The sequence below is a fragment of the Streptomyces sp. NPDC007346 genome, assembly GCF_040703535.1.
Lineage (GTDB): Bacteria > Actinomycetota > Actinomycetes > Streptomycetales > Streptomycetaceae > Streptomyces.
This window is the reverse complement of sequence record NZ_JBEYKR010000044.1, coordinates 14,914-31,220: the sequence shown is the minus strand read 5'-3', so window position 1 is coordinate 31,220 and position 16,307 is coordinate 14,914. Positions and strand designations below refer to the sequence as shown.

Genomic DNA, 16,307 nt, shown 5'->3' with positions numbered 1-16,307 from the left:
TCTTCGACACATCCGATGTCAGATCATGCCGGACTGTCCGGCTTGTTGCGCGCTGCCCCCGCCTGTTCGGCGCGACGGCGATGTTCGGCCGCCTTCTCGTCGAGGATCGCGGCCATCCGCAGGTGGTACCCCGGATCGTCCTGTTCATGGACGTCGGGCACCCCGGAGGCGTCCTCGTCCCGCTCCTCGGCCTCGTACAGCTCGCGGTATCCGCGCACCCGGAGTCTGAGCAGGACACAGGCGAGTACGGCCGCGATCAGGGAGCCGAGCAGTACGGCGGCCTTGATCTCGTTGACCATGCCCGCGTCGTCGGCGAAGGACAGCTCGCCGATGAGCAGCGAGACGGTGAATCCGATACCGGCGAGCGAGGCGACCGCGAAGACGTCCGCCCAGGCCAGGTCCTTGTTCAGCTCCGCCTTGGTGAAGCGGGCGGCCAGGTAGGTACCGCCGAAGATCCCGACGGTCTTGCCCACGACGAGGCCGAGGACCACACCGAGGGTCTCGGGCCGGGTGAAGACGCCCGCCAGCGCCTCGCCCTTGAGGGAGACCCCGGCGGCGAAGAGCGCGAACAGCGGAACGGCGACGCCCGCCGAGAGCGGACGGACCAGGTGCTCGATGTGCTCGCCGGGGGAGTGCTCCTCGCCCTCGCGCCGGGTGCAGCGCAGCATCAGCCCCATGGCGACACCGGCGATGGTGGCGTGGATGCCGCTGTTGTACATCAGGGCCCAGATGACCAGGGCGAGCGGTACGTAGACGTACCAGCCCCGGACGTCGAGGCGCAGGAGGAGGTGGAAGAGCGCCAGGCCGAGGACGGCCCCGCCGAGGGCCAGGAAGTTCAGGTCCGAGGTGAAGAAGACCGCGATGATCAGGATCGCGAAGAGGTCGTCGACGACGGCCAGGGTGAGCAGGAAGGCCCGTAGCGCGGAGGGTAGCGAGGTGCCGATCACGGCGAGGACGGCGAGCGCGAAGGCGATGTCGGTGGCGGTGGGCACGGCCCAGCCGGCCAGAGAACCGCCGCCCAGGACATTGGTGAGCGTGTAGACGAGCGCGGGCACGGCCATGCCGCACAGGGCCGCCACGATCGGGAGGGCGGCCGCCCGGGGATCGCGGAGCTGGCCCGCGACCAGTTCTCGTTTGAGCTCGGCGCCGACGACGAAGAAGAAGACCGCCAGGAGCCCGTCCGCCGCCCAGTGCGCCACGGAGAGGTCCAGGCCGAGCGAGGCGGGGCCCAGGTGGAAGCCGCTGACGTCCGCGTACGAGCCGTCGAAGGTGTTCGCCCAGATCAGGGCGGTGACGGCGGCGGCCAGCAGGATCAGGCCGCCGACGGTCTCGGTGCGGAGCGCCTCCGCCACATAGGCGCGCTCGGGGAGCGAGAGCCTGCCGAGCAGGGTGCGCCGGGGCGGTGGCGTGGGGGAGGGCGGAGCAGGGGTGGGCGGGGCCACGAGGGGAACCTCCGGGTGGGGAACGGCATGATGCCATGGCTGATGACCGTGCCGACCAGACTTCCCGGCGCCCCTGTGAAGATTTTTTTCGCCACTACGGCGGTGTCGTGCCGCTACGACGTCGCCGACGGCACGCCTGTCACTGTACGGGAGCACCGATGGGCATCCGGCGCGGTGCCGGATGCCCATCGGAGCCGTACAAGAAGGTTCTTCTGATTCCTCGGCCTTCTCGGGCCTCGGTTCGCTCAGTCCTCGGCCATCTCAGTCCTCGGTTCGCTCAGTCCTCGGAGGACGAGGACGGCAGCTGGGTGGTGATCAGGTCCATCACCGAGGAGTCGGTGAGGGTGGTGACGTCGCCCAGCTCGCGGTTCTCGGCGACATCGCGCAGCAGGCGGCGCATGATCTTGCCCGACCGGGTCTTGGGCAGCTCGGCGACCGGCAGCACCCGCTTGGGCTTGGCGATCGGGCCGAGCGTCGTCCCGACGTGGTTGCGCAGCTCCGCGACCAGCTCGTCGGAGGTGGTCGCACTGCCGCGCAGGATCACGAACGCGACGATGGCCTGGCCGGTCGTCTCGTCGTTGGCTCCGACCACGGCCGCCTCGGCGACCGACGGGTGGGAGACGAGGGCGGATTCGACCTCGGTGGTCGAGATGTTGTGGCCCGACACGAGCATGACGTCGTCGACCCGGCCGAGCAGCCAGATGTCGCCGTCCTCGTCCTTCTTGGCGCCGTCGCCCGCGAAGTACTTGCCCTCGAAGCGCGACCAGTAGGTGTCGAGGAACCGCTGGTCGTCGCCCCAGATGGTGCGGAGCATGGAGGGCCACGGCTCGGTGAGGACGAGGTAGCCGCCCCCGCCGTCCGGCACCTCGTTGGCCTCGTCGTCGACGACGGTCGCGGCGATGCCCGGCAGGGCGCGCTGGGCGGATCCCGGCTTGGTCTCGGTGACGCCCGGCAGCGGCGAGATCATCATCGCGCCGGTCTCGGTCTGCCACCAGGTGTCCACGATCGGACACGTGTCGGCGCCGATGTGCTTGCGGTACCACATCCACGCCTCGGGGTTGATCGGCTCACCGACCGAACCGAGGACGCGCAGGGACGACAGGTCGAACTTGGTGGGGATGTCGTCCCCCCACTTCATGAACGTACGGATCGCGGTCGGCGCCGTGTAGAGGATCGTGACGCCGTACTTCTGCACGATTTCCCAGAAGCGGCCCTGGTGCGGGGTGTCGGGCGTGCCCTCGTACATGACCTGGGTCGCGCCGTTGGCCAGCGGCCCGTAGACGATGTACGAGTGGCCGGTCACCCAGCCGATGTCGGCGGTGCACCAGTAGACGTCGGTCTCGGGCTTGAGGTCGAAGACCGCGTGGTGCGTGTACGCCGCCTGGGTGAGGTAGCCGCCCGAGGTGTGCAGGATGCCCTTCGGCTTACCCGTGGTGCCCGAGGTGTAGAGGATGAAGAGCGGCTGCTCCGCCTCGAAGGCCTCGGGGGTGTGCTCGGCGGACTGACGGGCGGTGATCTCGTGCCACCAGACGTCGCGGCCCTCGGTCCACGCGGTGTCCTGACCGGTGCGGCGGACCACGAGGACGTGCTCGACGCTCTTGATACGGGAGACGGCGTCGTCGACCGCGGGCTTGAGCGCGGAGGGCTTGCCGCGGCGGTAGCCGCCGTCGGCGGTGATGACGACCTTGGCGTCCGCGTCCTGGATACGGGTGGCGATGGCGTCGGCGGAGAAGCCGCCGAAGACCACCGAGTGCGCCGCGCCGATGCGGGCGCAGGCCAGCATCGCGACGGCGGCCTCGGGGATCATCGGCAGGTAGACGGCGACCCGGTCACCCTTGCTGACGCCGAGCTCGGTCAGCGCGTTGGCGGCGCGGGAGACCTCTTCCTTCAGCTCCGCGTAGGTGATGGCGCGGCTGTCGCCGGGCTCGCCCTCGAAGTGGATGGCGACGCGGTCGCCGTTGCCCGCCTCGACGTGCCGGTCCACGCAGTTGTACGCGACGTTCAGCTTGCCGTCCGCGAACCACTTCGCGAAGGGCGGGTTGCTCCAGTCGAGGGTCTCGGTCGGCTCGGTGGCCCACGTCAGGCGGCGGGCCTGCTCGGCCCAGAAGCCCAGCCGGTCCGCCTCGGCCTGCTCGTACGCCTCTGCGGTGACGTTGGCGTTGGCGGCCAGCTCGGCAGGCGGAGCGAACTTCCGCTCTTCCCGAAGCAGGTTGGCCAGGCTCTCGTTGCTCACGACTTCTCCCAGTCCCAGGGTGTCCGTTGTGTCCCGGGGCATAGCTCATCAGGCGCGGGGCCAGGTGACAAGTGTCTGCCGGGAATTGGTTTAGACCTGTGTCTTCGTGTATGGAAGCATGATCCCGCTCCGCTGGTCAGGACGGCTTTACGACGCGTCGTCACGACGTGTGGCGCGAAGTCGCCCTGTCGCCCTGTCGCACTTTGCCGCTTTTGCTGCTTTTCCTGTCGTGCGGCGCGGAGTGGGGTCATCAGGTCTCACGGCCCTGGGGGCCCTCCGGTTCAGACGGCGGTGCGCTCCAGCTCTCCCGTGCCGACCCGGTCGAAGACCTCGTCGGGGCCCGTCCCGGAGCTGGACCCCTCGGTCAGCAGATACGCCTGTGCCTCGCCGACGTGGAAGTACATGCCGTGCAGCTGCAGCGTCCCCTCGGCGAGCCGCCGGGCCACCGCCTCGTGCGCCCGCAGGTGCTCCAACTGCTGGACCACGTTGGTGAGACACAGCTGCTCGACCTCGTCGGCGGGCAGCCGACCGGAGATCCGTGCCCAGGAGTGGCGGCGCGAGGCCATCCGCTCCAGGCTCGGCAGGCCGTGGCGCAGCCAGCGCCAGAGGGGGGTTCGCGGCTTCTTCGGACCGGTCTCCGGCTCGCCCTTGAGCAGCGCCTGCATGGCGCCGCAGCCGGAGTGCCCGCAGACGGTGATGGACTCGACCCGCAGCACGTCCACCGCGTACTCGATCGCCGCGGCCACCGAGTCGTCACCGCTCCCGGCCGAGACGGTGCCGGGCGGGGGAACGAGATTGCCGACGTTGCGCACGGTGAAGAGGTCGCCCGGCCCGCTGGAGGTGATCATGCTGGTGACCAGGCGGGAGTCGGCGCAGGTGATGAAGAGCTGTGAGGGGCGCTGCCCCTCGGAGGCGAGCCGGGCCAGCTCGTCGCGGACCAGCGGCGCCGTGTTCCGCTGGAAGGAACTCAGGCCGCTCAGCAGCCGGTGGCCACCGCCTTTCCTGCTGGCCCCCGCGGTGGGGGAGGCGGTGGAGCGGCTGTCGGTGGGTGCGCCGGTGAGGATGCCCGTGGGGGTGTCGGCGATGGCTGTGGGGTGCGCCGGCTGTGTGGCGCGGTCGTGGCAGTGGTGGTTGCGCCATGGAGTCCAGGGGCGGCAGCAGGAGTGGGCCGCGGCGGCGGGCTCGGCGATGCGGCTGCCGGACCGGCCGGTGAAGTCGATCCGGCCGCCCTGGGCGAGTTGCGTGCCGTGCCAGGTCTGGATGGCCTCGTAGGCGGCGTGGTCCATGAAGAACCCGTCCAGCTCGACGGTCGCCTGGACCCCCGGCGGCAGCTGCCCGAGGGCCCGGGTGAGCCGCGGAACGGCCAGGAAGGTCAACTGGCCGTGGACGGTCACCACATGGCACCCGTCCTGCTCGGACACGGTGACCTTCGTGCGGCCCAGCCTGTGCAGGGACACGACCACCGCCACGGCCACCCCGAGCGCGACACCTGCCAGCGCGCCGAAGCCGATGACACCGGCGACCGTGGCCGCGTAGACGGGGAACTCCCGGTGCTTATGGACGTTACGGATGTGCGCGAAGCTCACCATCTGGACCCCGACCGCCATCACCAGGGCGGCGAGCGCGGCCAGCGGGATCCACTCGAACACGGCGACCAGCAGGCCCGCCGCGAGGAGCACCCAGACCCCGTGCAGCACGGTGGAGGCGCGCCCGGTCGCCCCGGCCCGCACATTGGCCGAACCCCGCACCACGCCCCCGGCCACCGGGAGCCCGCCCAGCAGTCCGGTGAGCGTGTTGGCGGCGCCCTGGCCCCGCAGCTCGCGGTCCAGGTCGGACCGCCGGGGCGGGACGGCGGCGGAGGGGGCGGCCCGCGCGGGCGTCGGCTCCCCGGCGCGGTCGGCGGCCAGCTTGTCCACGGCCACCGCGGCGAGCAGCGACTCCAGACTGGCGACCAGCATCACGGTGAACACCGCGGTGGCCAGGGCGAGAACGGGCCCGTGAGGCAGCTCCGGCAGGGCGTGCGACCGCCAGGACGGAAGGTGCACCCGGGCGAGACCGGGTGCCGCCACCGTCGCCACCGCCGTCGCGACCACCACCGCGGCGAGTGCGGCCGGGACTCTCCGCACCGTCCGCCCGGCGCGGCCCGGCAGCCGTGGCCACAGCAGCAGGACGGTGATCGTCAGCGCCCCGATGAGCGGGGCCGCCGGGCCGATCCCGGCCAGCTGCTCCGGCAGGGCCAGGGCGTTGGCCACGACGGAGCTCTGGGGCGACCCGCCCAGCATGATGTGGAGTTGGGCGAGCGCGATGGCCACACCGATACCGGCGAGCGTCCCGTGCACGATCGCGGGGCTGACGGCGAGCGCGTTGCGCGCGGCTCTCAGGGAGCCGAGGAGGATCTGGAGCAGTCCGGCGCCGACGGTGATGGCGCAGGTGGTGCGCCACCCGTAGACCTGGATCAGCTCGGCCGTGACGACGGTCAGCCCGGCGGACGGGCCGCTGACCTGGAGCGGTGTACCGCCGAACAGCCCGGCGACGATGCCGCCGATGGCCGCGGCCACCAGCCCGGCCTCCAGCGGGGCGCCCACGGCGAGGGCGAGGCCGAGCGACATCGGGACGGCGATGAGGAAGACGGTGATGGAGGCGGACACATCCGCGCCCGCGATCCGCGGGCGACGGCCGCCGGCCGGTGGTGGGTGGTGGGGGTTCTTCACCCCCGAACTCCGGCGGATGCGCGGGCGGCGGGGTGTGCGGTCATGGCGAATGGGGGCGCAGGCGGACATGTTCCCGTCTCCTCCGGAGGCAGCGCGATCGCGAGGACGTAAGGGGCGCAGCCGTGATGCACGGCGTATAGCGGCGAGATTTCTCAACTCCAGGTAAATGAATGGTAATGGAGAGTAAAGCTCAGCGTCTCGCATTCGGGGCATTTAGGTCAGCGCGTCACCCATTCAAGTGAATAAGCAGCTTTTCATTCGGCCTGTCGCCCTCCTGCCTGTGGAACCGCGTGCGAGTTTGGCCGCGCCGTGTCGGAATTCAACGCAAATAACCTGCAAGGAAGAGGGTGGGCGGATGATGGCCGCCACGAAGAGGATCGCCTTGGGCACCATGACCACGGCGCTGGTCGCCGTACTCGCCGGCTGTTCCGGTGCGGTCTCCGGAGGCTCCGAGCCCGGTGGGGCCGGTGCGGGCGCGGAGAAGGGGGCCCACGGCGCGAAGGAGAACGCTCCGGAAGCCGCCCCGGAGAACGCGGTCAAGCTCATCGGGGACGGCTCCACCGCGTTCACCGGTGCTCAGCCCAAGATGCCGGCCGCCAAGCGCCTGGCGCCGGGTCAGAAGCCCCCGCAGTTCGTGGTGTTCTCCTGGGACGGTGCCGGAGAGGACAGCCAGAAGCTCTTCTCGCACTTCCGCGGCGTCGCCAAGAAGTACAACGCGAAGATGACGTACTTCCTCAGCGGTGTGTATTTGCTGCCTGAGGAGAAACGATCCCTCTATGCTCCGCCGCAGCACTCGGCGGGCCGTTCCGACATCGGCTTCAACGACACCGAGGGCATTCGCAACACCCTCGCCGAGGTGCGCGCCGCCTGGAAGGAAGGCAACGAGATCGGCACCCATTTCAACGGCCACTTCTGCGGCCCGGACGGCGGTGTCGGCACCTGGTCCGTCGAGGAGTGGAAGAGCGAGATCAGCCAGGCGAAAGCTTTCGTCAAGAACTGGAAGACCAACGCTCCGGAGCTGAAGGGCGAGCCCCCGCTCCCCTTCGACTACGACCAGGAGCTGGTCGGCGCCCGCACCCCCTGCCTCGAAGGGCAGAAGAACATGGTCGCCGCAGCCCGGACCATGGGCTTCCGCTACGACTCCAGCGGTGTCGGCAACCAGGTCTGGCCCAAGAAGAAGGGCGGCGTCTGGGACATCCCGCTCCAGCTCGTCCCGATGCCCGGCCGCGCCTTCGAGACCCTCTCCATGGACTACAACTTCATGGTCAACCAGTCCGGTACGAAGACTCAGGGCGACCCCTCCCAGCACGCGTACTGGGGTAACCAGATGCGCGACGGCCTGCTCCAGGCCTTCGACCGCTCGTACAACGGCAACCGGGCGCCGCTGATCATCGGCAACCACTTCGAGTCCTGGAACGGCGGCACGTACATGCGCGCCATCGAGGAGACCATCGCGAAGGTGTGCACCAAGGAAGAGGTCCGCTGCGTGTCCTTCCGGCAGCTCGCGGACTGGCTGGACGCGCAGGACCCGCAGGCGCTGGCCAAGCTCGCCACGCTCGGCGTCGGCGAGGCACCCAAGGAGGGGTGGAAGACCTACCTCGGCGCCCAGGCCGCCGCTGCCCCGAAGGCGGAGAAGGACAAGGCGGCCGGCCCGGAGGCCGGAGAGCCTGCGGCCCGGAACGCGGGCTAGAGGCTGCTGCCCGTCACCCCGGCTGTGCGTCGCCGGGGTGACGGGTGGAGGGGGCGGGTGACGATGGGGGCCGGTGGTCAGTGGACCGACAGGTCGGCTGACCGGTAACTGGTGGTCGTTGGCCGGGTGGCCGGGCGGCTGGTGGGCGGGTGGCGCGGCGGGTCAGGCGTGTGCCGGGACGCCCGCTCCCGCGCACCGCTCACCGAGTACGAAGGCGGGGTCGACCTGGGCGGCCAGGTCGGCGCCCGTCTTCTCGTTGCCCCAGCTCTCCGCGTTCTTCAGGTGGAAGTGCACCATCTGCCGGGTGTAGCGCTCCCAGTCGCGCAGACCGTACGAGTCCTCGGCGGCGTCCTGGAGGGCCTGCAGGGCCATCCGGTTGTCCGCCTCCAGCAGCTCGAACCGGGACGGCCGCCCCTTCTCCATGGACCGCACCCAGTCGGAGTGGCCCACCCCGATCAGCAGGTCGTCGCCGACCTCCGCGCGCAGGAAGTCCAGGTCGTCCGGGCCCTGCACCTTGTTCCCGACGACCTTCAGCGCGACGCCGAAGTCCCGTGCGTACTCCTTGTACTGGCGGTACACCGACACGCCCTTGCGGGTCGGCTCCGCGACCAGGAACGTCATGTCGAACCGGGTGAACATCCCCGAGGCGAAGGAGTCCGACCCCGCCGTCATGTCCACCACGACGTACTCGTCCGGCCCGTCGATCAGGTGGTTGAGGCAGAGCTCCACGGCTCCGACCTTGGAGTGGTAGCAGGCCACCCCGAGGTCGGACTCGGTGAAGGGGCCGGTGGCCATCAGCCGGATGTCACCGTCGTCGAGCCGGACCGTACGCGCGCAGGCGTCGAAGATCGGGTTGTCCTCGCCCACCCGCAGCAGCCGTGATCCCTCGCCGGGCGGAGTCGTCTTGATCATCGTCTCGGCGGAGGCGATCCGGGGGTTGGTGCCGCGCAGGTGGTCCTTGATGAGGGGGAGGTGGGCACCCATGGCGGGCAGCGCGGCCGCCTCCGCCTCGTCGAGGCCGAGGGCGGCCCCCAGGTGCTGGTTGATGTCGGCGTCGATGGCGATGACGTGGGCTTCATTGGCGGCTAGGTGGCGGATGAAGAGCGAGGACAGCGTGGTCTTACCGCTGCCGCCCTTCCCGACGAAAGCGATCTTCATGTTCACCTAGGGTAGTGGGTCGATCGCACTACGCTGTTGATGTCCGTGAAGATGGCCACTTGGGGGTGGTCCGGGTGTAGGGGGCGCGTAGCCTCGCTACTTATGAGTACGACTGCCTCAGACCCGCTCGCCACGCTCGGTGCCCTGCCCGGAGTGCCCGACGCCGTGGACTCCGTACGCAAGGCCGTCGACCGGGTCTACGGTCACCGCGTCATGCGCCGCCGCAGCAACGAGGTCACGGCCGAAGCCGCGCTGCGGGGCTCCCGGGGTTCGGCGGCGCTCGCCGGTGCCGACTGGAACCTGGAGGAGGTGCGCCGGCGCACCGACTTCAGCGGTGAGGACGAGGCGCGCACGGTCGGGGCGGCGCTGAGGCTCACCGCGGAAGCCGGGCAACTGCTCTCCATCTGGCGGCAGTCGCCTCTGCGGGTGCTGGCGCGGCTGCACCTGGTGGCGGCCGGTGGGGCCGCGCCCGATGACGCGGTCGGGCGCCCGCGGCTGGCCGGTGAATCCGTCGACGAGCCGCTGATCGAGGCGCCGCTCCCCTCTGCCGGCGAGGTGGCCGGACGGCTCGAAGGGCTCTCGCAGCTGATCATCGCGGGGACCACTGCCCCCGCCCTCGTGACGGCCGCGGTGGTCCATGGCGAACTGCTGGCGCTGCGCCCCTTCGCCTCGCACAACGGCCTGGTGGCGCGGACCGCCGAGCGCATCGTGCTGATCGGCAGCGGGCTGGACCCGAAGTCCATCTGCCCGGCCGAGGTGGGCCATGCGGAACAGGGGCGGGCGGCGTACGTCGCGGCGTTCCAGGGCTATACGGAGGGGACCCCGGAAGGCGTGGCCGCGTGGATCGCGCACTGTGGGCGCTCGGTCGAACTCGGAGTGCGTGAGTCGACGGCGGTCTGTGAGGCCCTGCAACGCGGGGCGGCGTAGGCGTCCCTCGGAGGCGGGCGGCCGACGCTTTGGCCTCGGTGGCCTCGGTGGCCTCGGTGGCCCCGGCGGCTGAGGGCGGCCCTGGCGGGCGGAAGCGGTCCTGACCGGCGGGAGTGCCCCGAGCGGGCGGGAGGCGGTCGGGGAAAGGGTTGCGGCGGTACCGGAGTGCGGTACCGCCGCTGGCACGTCCACCCAGTTACCAAGCGTCCTCGTAAATTGCCCATCAGGTCGGGTACTTCGCCCGTCACCTGGTGCGGCTGGCCCGTAATCGACGGGTCGACGTCGCGTGGGTGCTCGGCTTCCGTGCGCGGTCCGTGGGGCCGTCACTGCGTTACAGGTCATCCTCACGGATGTCCTTGGTCTCGCGGGCCGTTGAATCCTTTGTACTCCAGGACGAGGGGAAGGGAAAGCCCTGGCCCCACTTCTTTACTTTTAGGTTCAATCAAGGGCGAATCGGGCACGGTTGAATCGGTCGGTGGCGCCCGCTGATCGGGCGCCCCTTGCCCTCGGCTTCGGCCCTCCCGGCCCCGGCCTCGGCCTTGGTTCCGGGTCGGCCCCGGCCCTGGCCCCGGGCTGGCCTCGGCCTCGGGTTGGCCTCGGCCTCAGGTCGGCTCAGCGCGGTAGCGCCGCGCCGGCGGTACGTCGGCGGCTCGCGTACCAGACGAGTCCCGCGGTGACGGCTGCGGCGCCGACCGCGGCAGCGGCCACGAGCGCCGGGCGCGGCGGCATGGAGAAATTCGGGAGCCGTTGCTTCAGCCGGACCGGACGATTGAAGACGAGAATCGGCCACTCGCGAAGGGTCGCTTCGCGTCGGAGCGCGCGGTCGGGGTTGACCGCGTGCGGGTGGCCGACGGCTTCCAGCATCGGCACGTCGGTGGCCGAGTCGCTGTAGGCGTAGCAGCGCGAAAGGTCGTACCCCTCCGAGACGGCGAGCGCCCTCACGGCCTCGGCCTTGGTCGGCCCGTAGGCGTAGTACTCGACTTCGCCCGTGAAGCAGCCGTCGTCGCCGACGACCATGCGCGTGGCGACGACACGGTCGGCGCCCAGCAGCTCGCCGATCGGTTCGACGACCTCCGCGCCGGAGGTCGAGACGATGACCACGTCACGGCCCGCCGTGTGGTGCTCCTCGATGAGGGTGGCCGCCTCGTCGTAGATGATCGGGTCGATCAGGTCGTGCAGGGTCTCGGCGACGATCTCCTTGACCTGCTGGACGTTCCACCCCTTGCAGAGGGCGGAGAGGTATTCACGCATCCGCTCCATCTGGTCGTGATCGGCGCCCCCGGCCAGGAACACGAACTGTGCGTACGCGGTGCGCAGCACAGCGCGGCGGTTGATCAGGCCGCCTTGGTAGAAGGACTTGCTGAAGGTCAGTGTCGAAGACTTCGCAATGACCGTCTTGTCCAGGTCAAAGAAGGCTGCTGTGCGCGGCGAGAAGCAGTTTTCCACAACGCTGAGCATAGAGGCCCGCCATTCGGCGTAAAATCCGGCGCGTGGGTTTGCCTGAGAAGGGCCTCGGGTACACCATGGAAGTCACGGATCGTTCGCGACCGTGCTAACCCCGGTCCGACTCCTCCCCCCCCGAGTCGGCCGTGGGGACGACCCCCGCTCTCCCCCCCCGGCGGGGGTCGTCGCATGTCCGGATGTATTTCTGGCGTCCGGGCCCAGTGCCTTCGCACGTCTCTCCCTTCCGGAACCCGCTGGGCCCGCCCTGCGCGAGGCGCCGATGCGAACTCCGTCTCGTCACAGTGTGTAGCAGCGAGGCTGCGCTCCGGAAGTCGCTGGTTCGGGTGACGGAGATATTCACAACGCCGAAGTTGTCCACAGTTTTCGAGCAAGATCCACATGTTTTTCCGTGGTGCTGCACGTTGATTCCTCCGGCGAAGTCCGCGGGTACCGGAATCGCGCATCTCGGAAACGCACCGAGATCGCCGCGAACCGCACTGAAGGGACAGTGGGAAGGGGGCGGAGATCGTGGCTGGATCTCTCACGCGAGAAGGGCTGACGGTCGCCGAAGGGCGACGCGGCGGACCGCTGATCGTGACGGAGGACATGGAGTTGCTCGATGATCTGCTGCGGCTCTGCGCGGCGGCCGGAGCGGAGCCGGAGGTTCATCACGGACCGCCGGGGCGGCGTGGCGGCTGGGAGCAGGCCCCGATGGTCCTGGTGGGCGACGACGCGGCCGCGCGGTGTCGCGGCGCGGCCCGCAGACGGGGGGTGATGCTCGTCGGACGGGACCAGGACGACCCGGACGTCTGGCGGCGGGCGGTCGAGATCGGGGCCGAATACGTGCTGAGGCTGCCCGATGCCGAGGGCTGGCTCGTCGACCAGATCGCCAATGCGGCCGAAGGCGTCGGCAAGCCGGCGCTCACCGTCGGGGTGCTCGGCGGACGGGGCGGCTCCGGCGCGTCGACGCTGGCCTGCGCACTCGCCGTCAGCGCGGCGAGGTCCGGCCGACGGACGATGCTGATCGACGCGGACCCCCTGGGCGGGGGCATCGACGTCCTGCTCGGCGGAGAACGCGCCGAGGGTATGCGGTGGCCGGATTTCGCCCATTCGAAGGGTCGCCTCGGGGGCGGGGCCCTGGAGGACTCGCTGCCCGCGCTCCACGGACTGCGGATGCTGAGCTGGGGCCGTGACGACGAGGTGGCCATCGCGCCGCAGGCCGTGCAGGCCGTCCTGGCCGCCGCTCGCCGGCTCGGCGGGGTGGTGGTCGTGGATCTGCCGCGCCGGGTGGACGAGGGCGTCGCCGAAGCCCTGGCCCAACTCGACCTCGGCCTGCTGGTGGTGCCGGGGGAGCTGCGGGCGGTCGCGGCGGCGAAGCGCGTGGCGTCCACGGTCCGCATGGTCCTGGACGACGTACGGGTGGTGGCCCGGGGGCCGTATGCGGCAGGCCTGGACGAGCACTGGGTCGCCCGAGCCATCGGCCTGCCGCTCGCGGGGGAACTGCCCCTGGAGCCCGGCCTCCTGGACGCCCAGGACGACGGAACACCGCCCGGCGGCAATGCCCGTGGCCCGCTCGCCCGCTTCTGTGGGGAGTTCTGGGAGCAGGTGGCGGCAGCGGCGGGCGAGCCCGGTTCCGCCGCGGCTCCGGCCGGGGGAGGCGCGCCATGACCGATGCACTGCTCGACGCCGTACGCCAACGGCTGGCGCGCAGCGGTGACGCGCCCACACCTGCCGGAGTGGCAGCCGCGCTTCGGGCCCAGGGGAGGCTGCTGGGCGATGCGGAGGTGCTCGGGGCAGCGGCCGAGCTGCGCGGTGAACTCGTCGGTACGGGTGTGCTGGAGCCGCTGCTCGCGGACCCCGAAGTGACCGACGTGCTGGTGTCCGCGCCCGACCGGGTGTGGGTGGACCGAGGCGGCGGGCTCCAGCTGACGGGGATCACCTTCCCGGACGCCGCGGCCGTACGGCGACTGGCCCAGCGGCTCGCCGCCGTCGCGGGCAGGCGGCTGGACGACGCCCGGCCGTGGGTGGACGCGCGGCTGCCGGACGGGACGCGGATGCACGCCGTGCTGCCACCGGTCTCCGCCGGCTCGACCTGCCTCTCCCTGCGGGTGGTGCGCCCGCGCGCCTTCTCCCTGGCGGAGCTGGTGGAGGCCGGGACCGTGCCGCCGGGTGGCGACCGGATTCTGCGGGCCATGGTGGAGGCACGTCTCTCCTACCTGATCAGCGGGGGCACCGGGGCAGGCAAGACGACCCTCCTTGCCAGCCTCCTGGGCGCCGTCGGCGCGGGCGAACGGATCGTGCTCGCCGAGGACTCCGCCGAGCTGCGCCCCGATCACCCCCATGTGGTGCGCCTGGAGTCCCGCCCCGCCAACCAGGAGGGGGCGGGCCGGGTGACCTTGCGTGATCTGGTGCGCCAGGCGTTGCGGATGCGCCCCGACCGGCTGGTGGTGGGAGAGGTCAGAGGGGTTGAGGTGACGGAATTGCTGGCCGCTCTGAACACCGGTCATGAAGGGGGCTGCGGCACCGTCCACGCGAATGCCGCCGAGCACGTGCCCGCCCGGTTGGAGGCCCTGGGGACCGCTGCCGGCCTGGACCGGACCGCTCTGCACAGCCAGTTGGCGGCCGCGCTCTCGGTGGTCGTCCATCTCGTACGGGACCGGGCCGGGCGCCGACGGGTCTCCGACGTGCACGTCCTGGAACGGGACGTCGCCGGCCTGGTGTTCACGGTGCCCGCACTGAGCTGGGGCGCCGACGGGTTCGTCCCGGAGCCTGGCTGGGCGCGGCTGGAGTCGCTGATCGGAGGTGCGCTGTGACGGGGGGAGCCACGGGGCACGTGGTGCATACGGCTGCCCTCTGCGCGGGCGCGGCGGTGTGGCTGGTCGCGATGCGGGAGCCCGGGGCGCGGCGGGCGCGGGCCCTGTTCGTGGACGGGCCCGCCGACCCGTGGCGGGCGTGGCGATCGTGGCCGCCGCTGCTCAAGGCCCAGGAGCTGGTGGTGGAGCGGCGCGAGTGGTGGTGCGTTCCGGTGGCGGTGCTGCTCGCCGTGCTCGGGGCGTCCGTGCTGCCGTTGATCGCCGGGGCTGTGGCGGTGCCGTTGGTGCGGAGGTGGCTGCGCGGTCGTGCCCGGCGCCGGCAGAGGGAGCGGGCGGCGGACTCGGTGGCGGCGTTGTGCGGTGCCGTGGTCGGGGAGCTGCGGGCCGGACAGGAGCCGGGGCAGGCCCTGTTGGCCGGGCTGCGGGAGTGCGCGGCGGACGGGGAACGGCGGCCCGGGGGTGGCCCGGGAGGCGGTGCGTGGCTCGGGGACGCGGAGGCCGCGGTGCTCGCGGCCGCGCGCTTCGGGGGCGATGTGCCTGCGGCGTTGCGGCAGGCTGCGGTAGGGCCGGGGCTGGGAGGCCTGTCCGGGATGGCCGCGTGCTGGCGGGTGGCTGTGGATGGCGGAGCCGGTCTCGCGGCCGGTCTGGTCCGCCTGGAGACGGCGTTACGGGCCGATCGGCGCAGACGGGAGGAGCTGCGGGCCCAGTTGGCGGGAGCCTGGTCGACCGTTGTGGTCCTGGCGCTGTTGCCGGTGGCGGGTCTGGGGCTGGGCGCCGCGCTCGGAGCTGATCCGCTGCGGGTGCTGCTGCACACGCCGGGAGGGCTGTTCTGCCTGGCGGTGGGGGGCTTCCTGGAGGCGGCCGGACTCTTCTGGGCCTGCCGGATCGTGCGCGGAGGGGAGACCTCATGAACACGACGGGAGAAGTTCTCCACCGCCTGGGGATGCTGGGAGCGTTGTCGGGCGCCGTGGCGCAGCTGGCCCTCGCCGTGGTCGCGGGGCGCCGGAGACGGGGGGTGCGTGGCCGGGGCGCACTGCTGCTGGAAGGCGCCCCGGTCGTAGGGGCCGGCGGGTGGTTCCGGGCGGCTGTCGTCCGGGCACGGCCGGGCAGGGGCGGCCGGCCGGACGGCGGTGCCCGGACGAACAGCAGTGCCTGGACGGGCAGCGGTGCCGCTGTCGGCCCCGGCACCGCTGCCGACAACGCTGCCGGGGCTCGTGCCTGGGTCATGCGGTGGGGCGCTTCGGCTGGCGCGTGGCTGACCGGATGGATCCTGCTCGGTGGCCTGATGGGGTGTGCCGTCGGTTCGGCCGCGGCGTACGGGACGTGGCGGTGGCTGGGTTCCCGGTCCCGGCCCGGCCCCGGCGAGAGCCGGGAGGAGCGGGCCGCGATCGCCGGGCAGCTCTCCCTGGCCGCCGATCTGCTGGCGGCCTGCGTAGCCGTCGGTGCCGGGCCCCGCGAGGCGGCGGAGGCGGTCGGCGACTCCATCGGCGGCCCGGTCGGCGACCGGCTTGCCCGAGCCGCCGCCGAGATCCGCCTGGGCGGGGAGCCGGCCGAGGCGTGGGGGCGGCTCGGGGAGATACCGGGCGCCCGCCCGCTGGCTCGCTGCCTGCACCGGGCCGGATCGACCGGGGCGCCGGCGGCGGAACCGGTCTCCAGAGTGGCCGAGGCGATGCGCGCCGAGCGGGCCGGTGCGGCTGTGGCGCGTGCCCAGCGGGCCGGGGTCCTGATCACCGCGCCGGTCGGGCTCTGCTTCCTGCCCGCCTTCCTGGCGGTCGGGGTGGCGCCGGTGATCATCGGCCTGGCCGGCGGACTCCTGGTGACGGAGTAGCCCGGTCCGGCATGCACAAACAGGCGTTCCATTCGAGCGCCTGCTCGAAACCGATCGATGCC

General features: G+C 71.6%; 11 protein-coding genes. 6 read left to right on the top strand and 5 right to left on the bottom strand.

Features of this window, described 5'->3' with window-relative positions; genetic code table 11:
- Window positions 1-23: 23 nt before the first annotated feature.
- The 3 genes from nhaA to AB0917_RS14320 form a co-directional block, all read right to left on the bottom strand.
- Window positions 24-1,442 (bottom strand): Na+/H+ antiporter NhaA, encoded by a 1,419-nt coding sequence (gene nhaA, locus AB0917_RS14330; RefSeq protein WP_366819820.1) that lies wholly within the window; start codon window positions 1,440-1,442, stop codon window positions 24-26.
- A gap of 277 nt (window positions 1,443-1,719) precedes the next feature.
- Window positions 1,720-3,717, bottom strand: coding sequence for an acetate--CoA ligase (gene acs, locus AB0917_RS14325; RefSeq protein WP_366819819.1), 1,998 nt, complete (start codon window positions 3,715-3,717; stop codon window positions 1,720-1,722).
- 239 nt (window positions 3,718-3,956) lie between these two features.
- Entirely contained in the window at window positions 3,957-6,455 is a 2,499-nt protein-coding gene (locus AB0917_RS14320) for a SulP family inorganic anion transporter (RefSeq protein ID WP_366819818.1), read from the bottom strand.
- A 286-nt stretch (window positions 6,456-6,741) separates the two neighbouring features.
- Between AB0917_RS14320 and AB0917_RS14315 the strand changes: the two genes are divergently transcribed.
- Entirely contained in the window at window positions 6,742-8,076 is a 1,335-nt protein-coding gene (locus AB0917_RS14315) for a hypothetical protein (protein WP_366819817.1), read from the top strand.
- A gap of 162 nt (window positions 8,077-8,238) precedes the next feature.
- On the opposite strand, the gene AB0917_RS14310 is transcribed toward AB0917_RS14315, so the two are convergent.
- Window positions 8,239-9,234: an ATP-binding protein gene (locus tag AB0917_RS14310; RefSeq protein WP_366819816.1), complete on the bottom strand. Its 996-nt coding sequence runs from the start codon at window positions 9,232-9,234 to the stop codon at window positions 8,239-8,241.
- A gap of 102 nt (window positions 9,235-9,336) precedes the next feature.
- Between AB0917_RS14310 and AB0917_RS14305 the strand changes: the two genes are divergently transcribed.
- The gene (locus tag AB0917_RS14305) at window positions 9,337-10,161 is read left to right on the top strand and encodes an oxidoreductase (RefSeq protein ID WP_366819815.1); all 825 of its coding nucleotides are present in this window, start codon (window positions 9,337-9,339) and stop codon (window positions 10,159-10,161) included.
- Between the two features lie 612 nt (window positions 10,162-10,773).
- Here AB0917_RS14305 and AB0917_RS14300 read toward each other — a convergent pair.
- On the bottom strand, window positions 10,774-11,619 hold the full coding sequence (locus AB0917_RS14300) for an HAD-IB family hydrolase (RefSeq protein ID WP_366819814.1): 846 nt from the start codon (window positions 11,617-11,619) through the stop codon (window positions 10,774-10,776).
- A 513-nt stretch (window positions 11,620-12,132) separates the two neighbouring features.
- Between AB0917_RS14300 and ssd the strand changes: the two genes are divergently transcribed.
- The 4 genes from ssd (at window position 12,133) to AB0917_RS14280 (ending at window position 16,245) form a co-directional block, all read left to right on the top strand.
- Window positions 12,133-13,272 carry a septum site-determining protein Ssd gene (gene ssd, locus AB0917_RS14295; protein WP_366819813.1) on the top strand — a complete coding sequence of 380 codons (1,140 nt, stop codon included), beginning with the start codon at window positions 12,133-12,135 and terminating at the stop codon, window positions 13,270-13,272.
- Entirely contained in the window at window positions 13,269-14,417 is a 1,149-nt protein-coding gene (locus tag AB0917_RS14290; protein ID WP_366819812.1) for a TadA family conjugal transfer-associated ATPase, read from the top strand. The genes ssd and AB0917_RS14290 overlap by 4 nt, the downstream gene beginning before the upstream one ends.
- A 71-nt stretch (window positions 14,418-14,488) precedes the next feature.
- Window positions 14,489-15,328 (top strand): type II secretion system F family protein, encoded by an 840-nt coding sequence (locus AB0917_RS14285; protein WP_366819833.1) that lies wholly within the window; start codon window positions 14,489-14,491, stop codon window positions 15,326-15,328.
- Complete coding sequence (locus AB0917_RS14280) at window positions 15,325-16,245, top strand: type II secretion system F family protein (RefSeq protein WP_366819811.1); 921 nt, start codon at window positions 15,325-15,327, stop codon at window positions 16,243-16,245. Before AB0917_RS14285 ends, AB0917_RS14280 begins: the two co-directional genes overlap by 4 nt.
- Window positions 16,246-16,307: the final 62 nt, after the last annotated feature.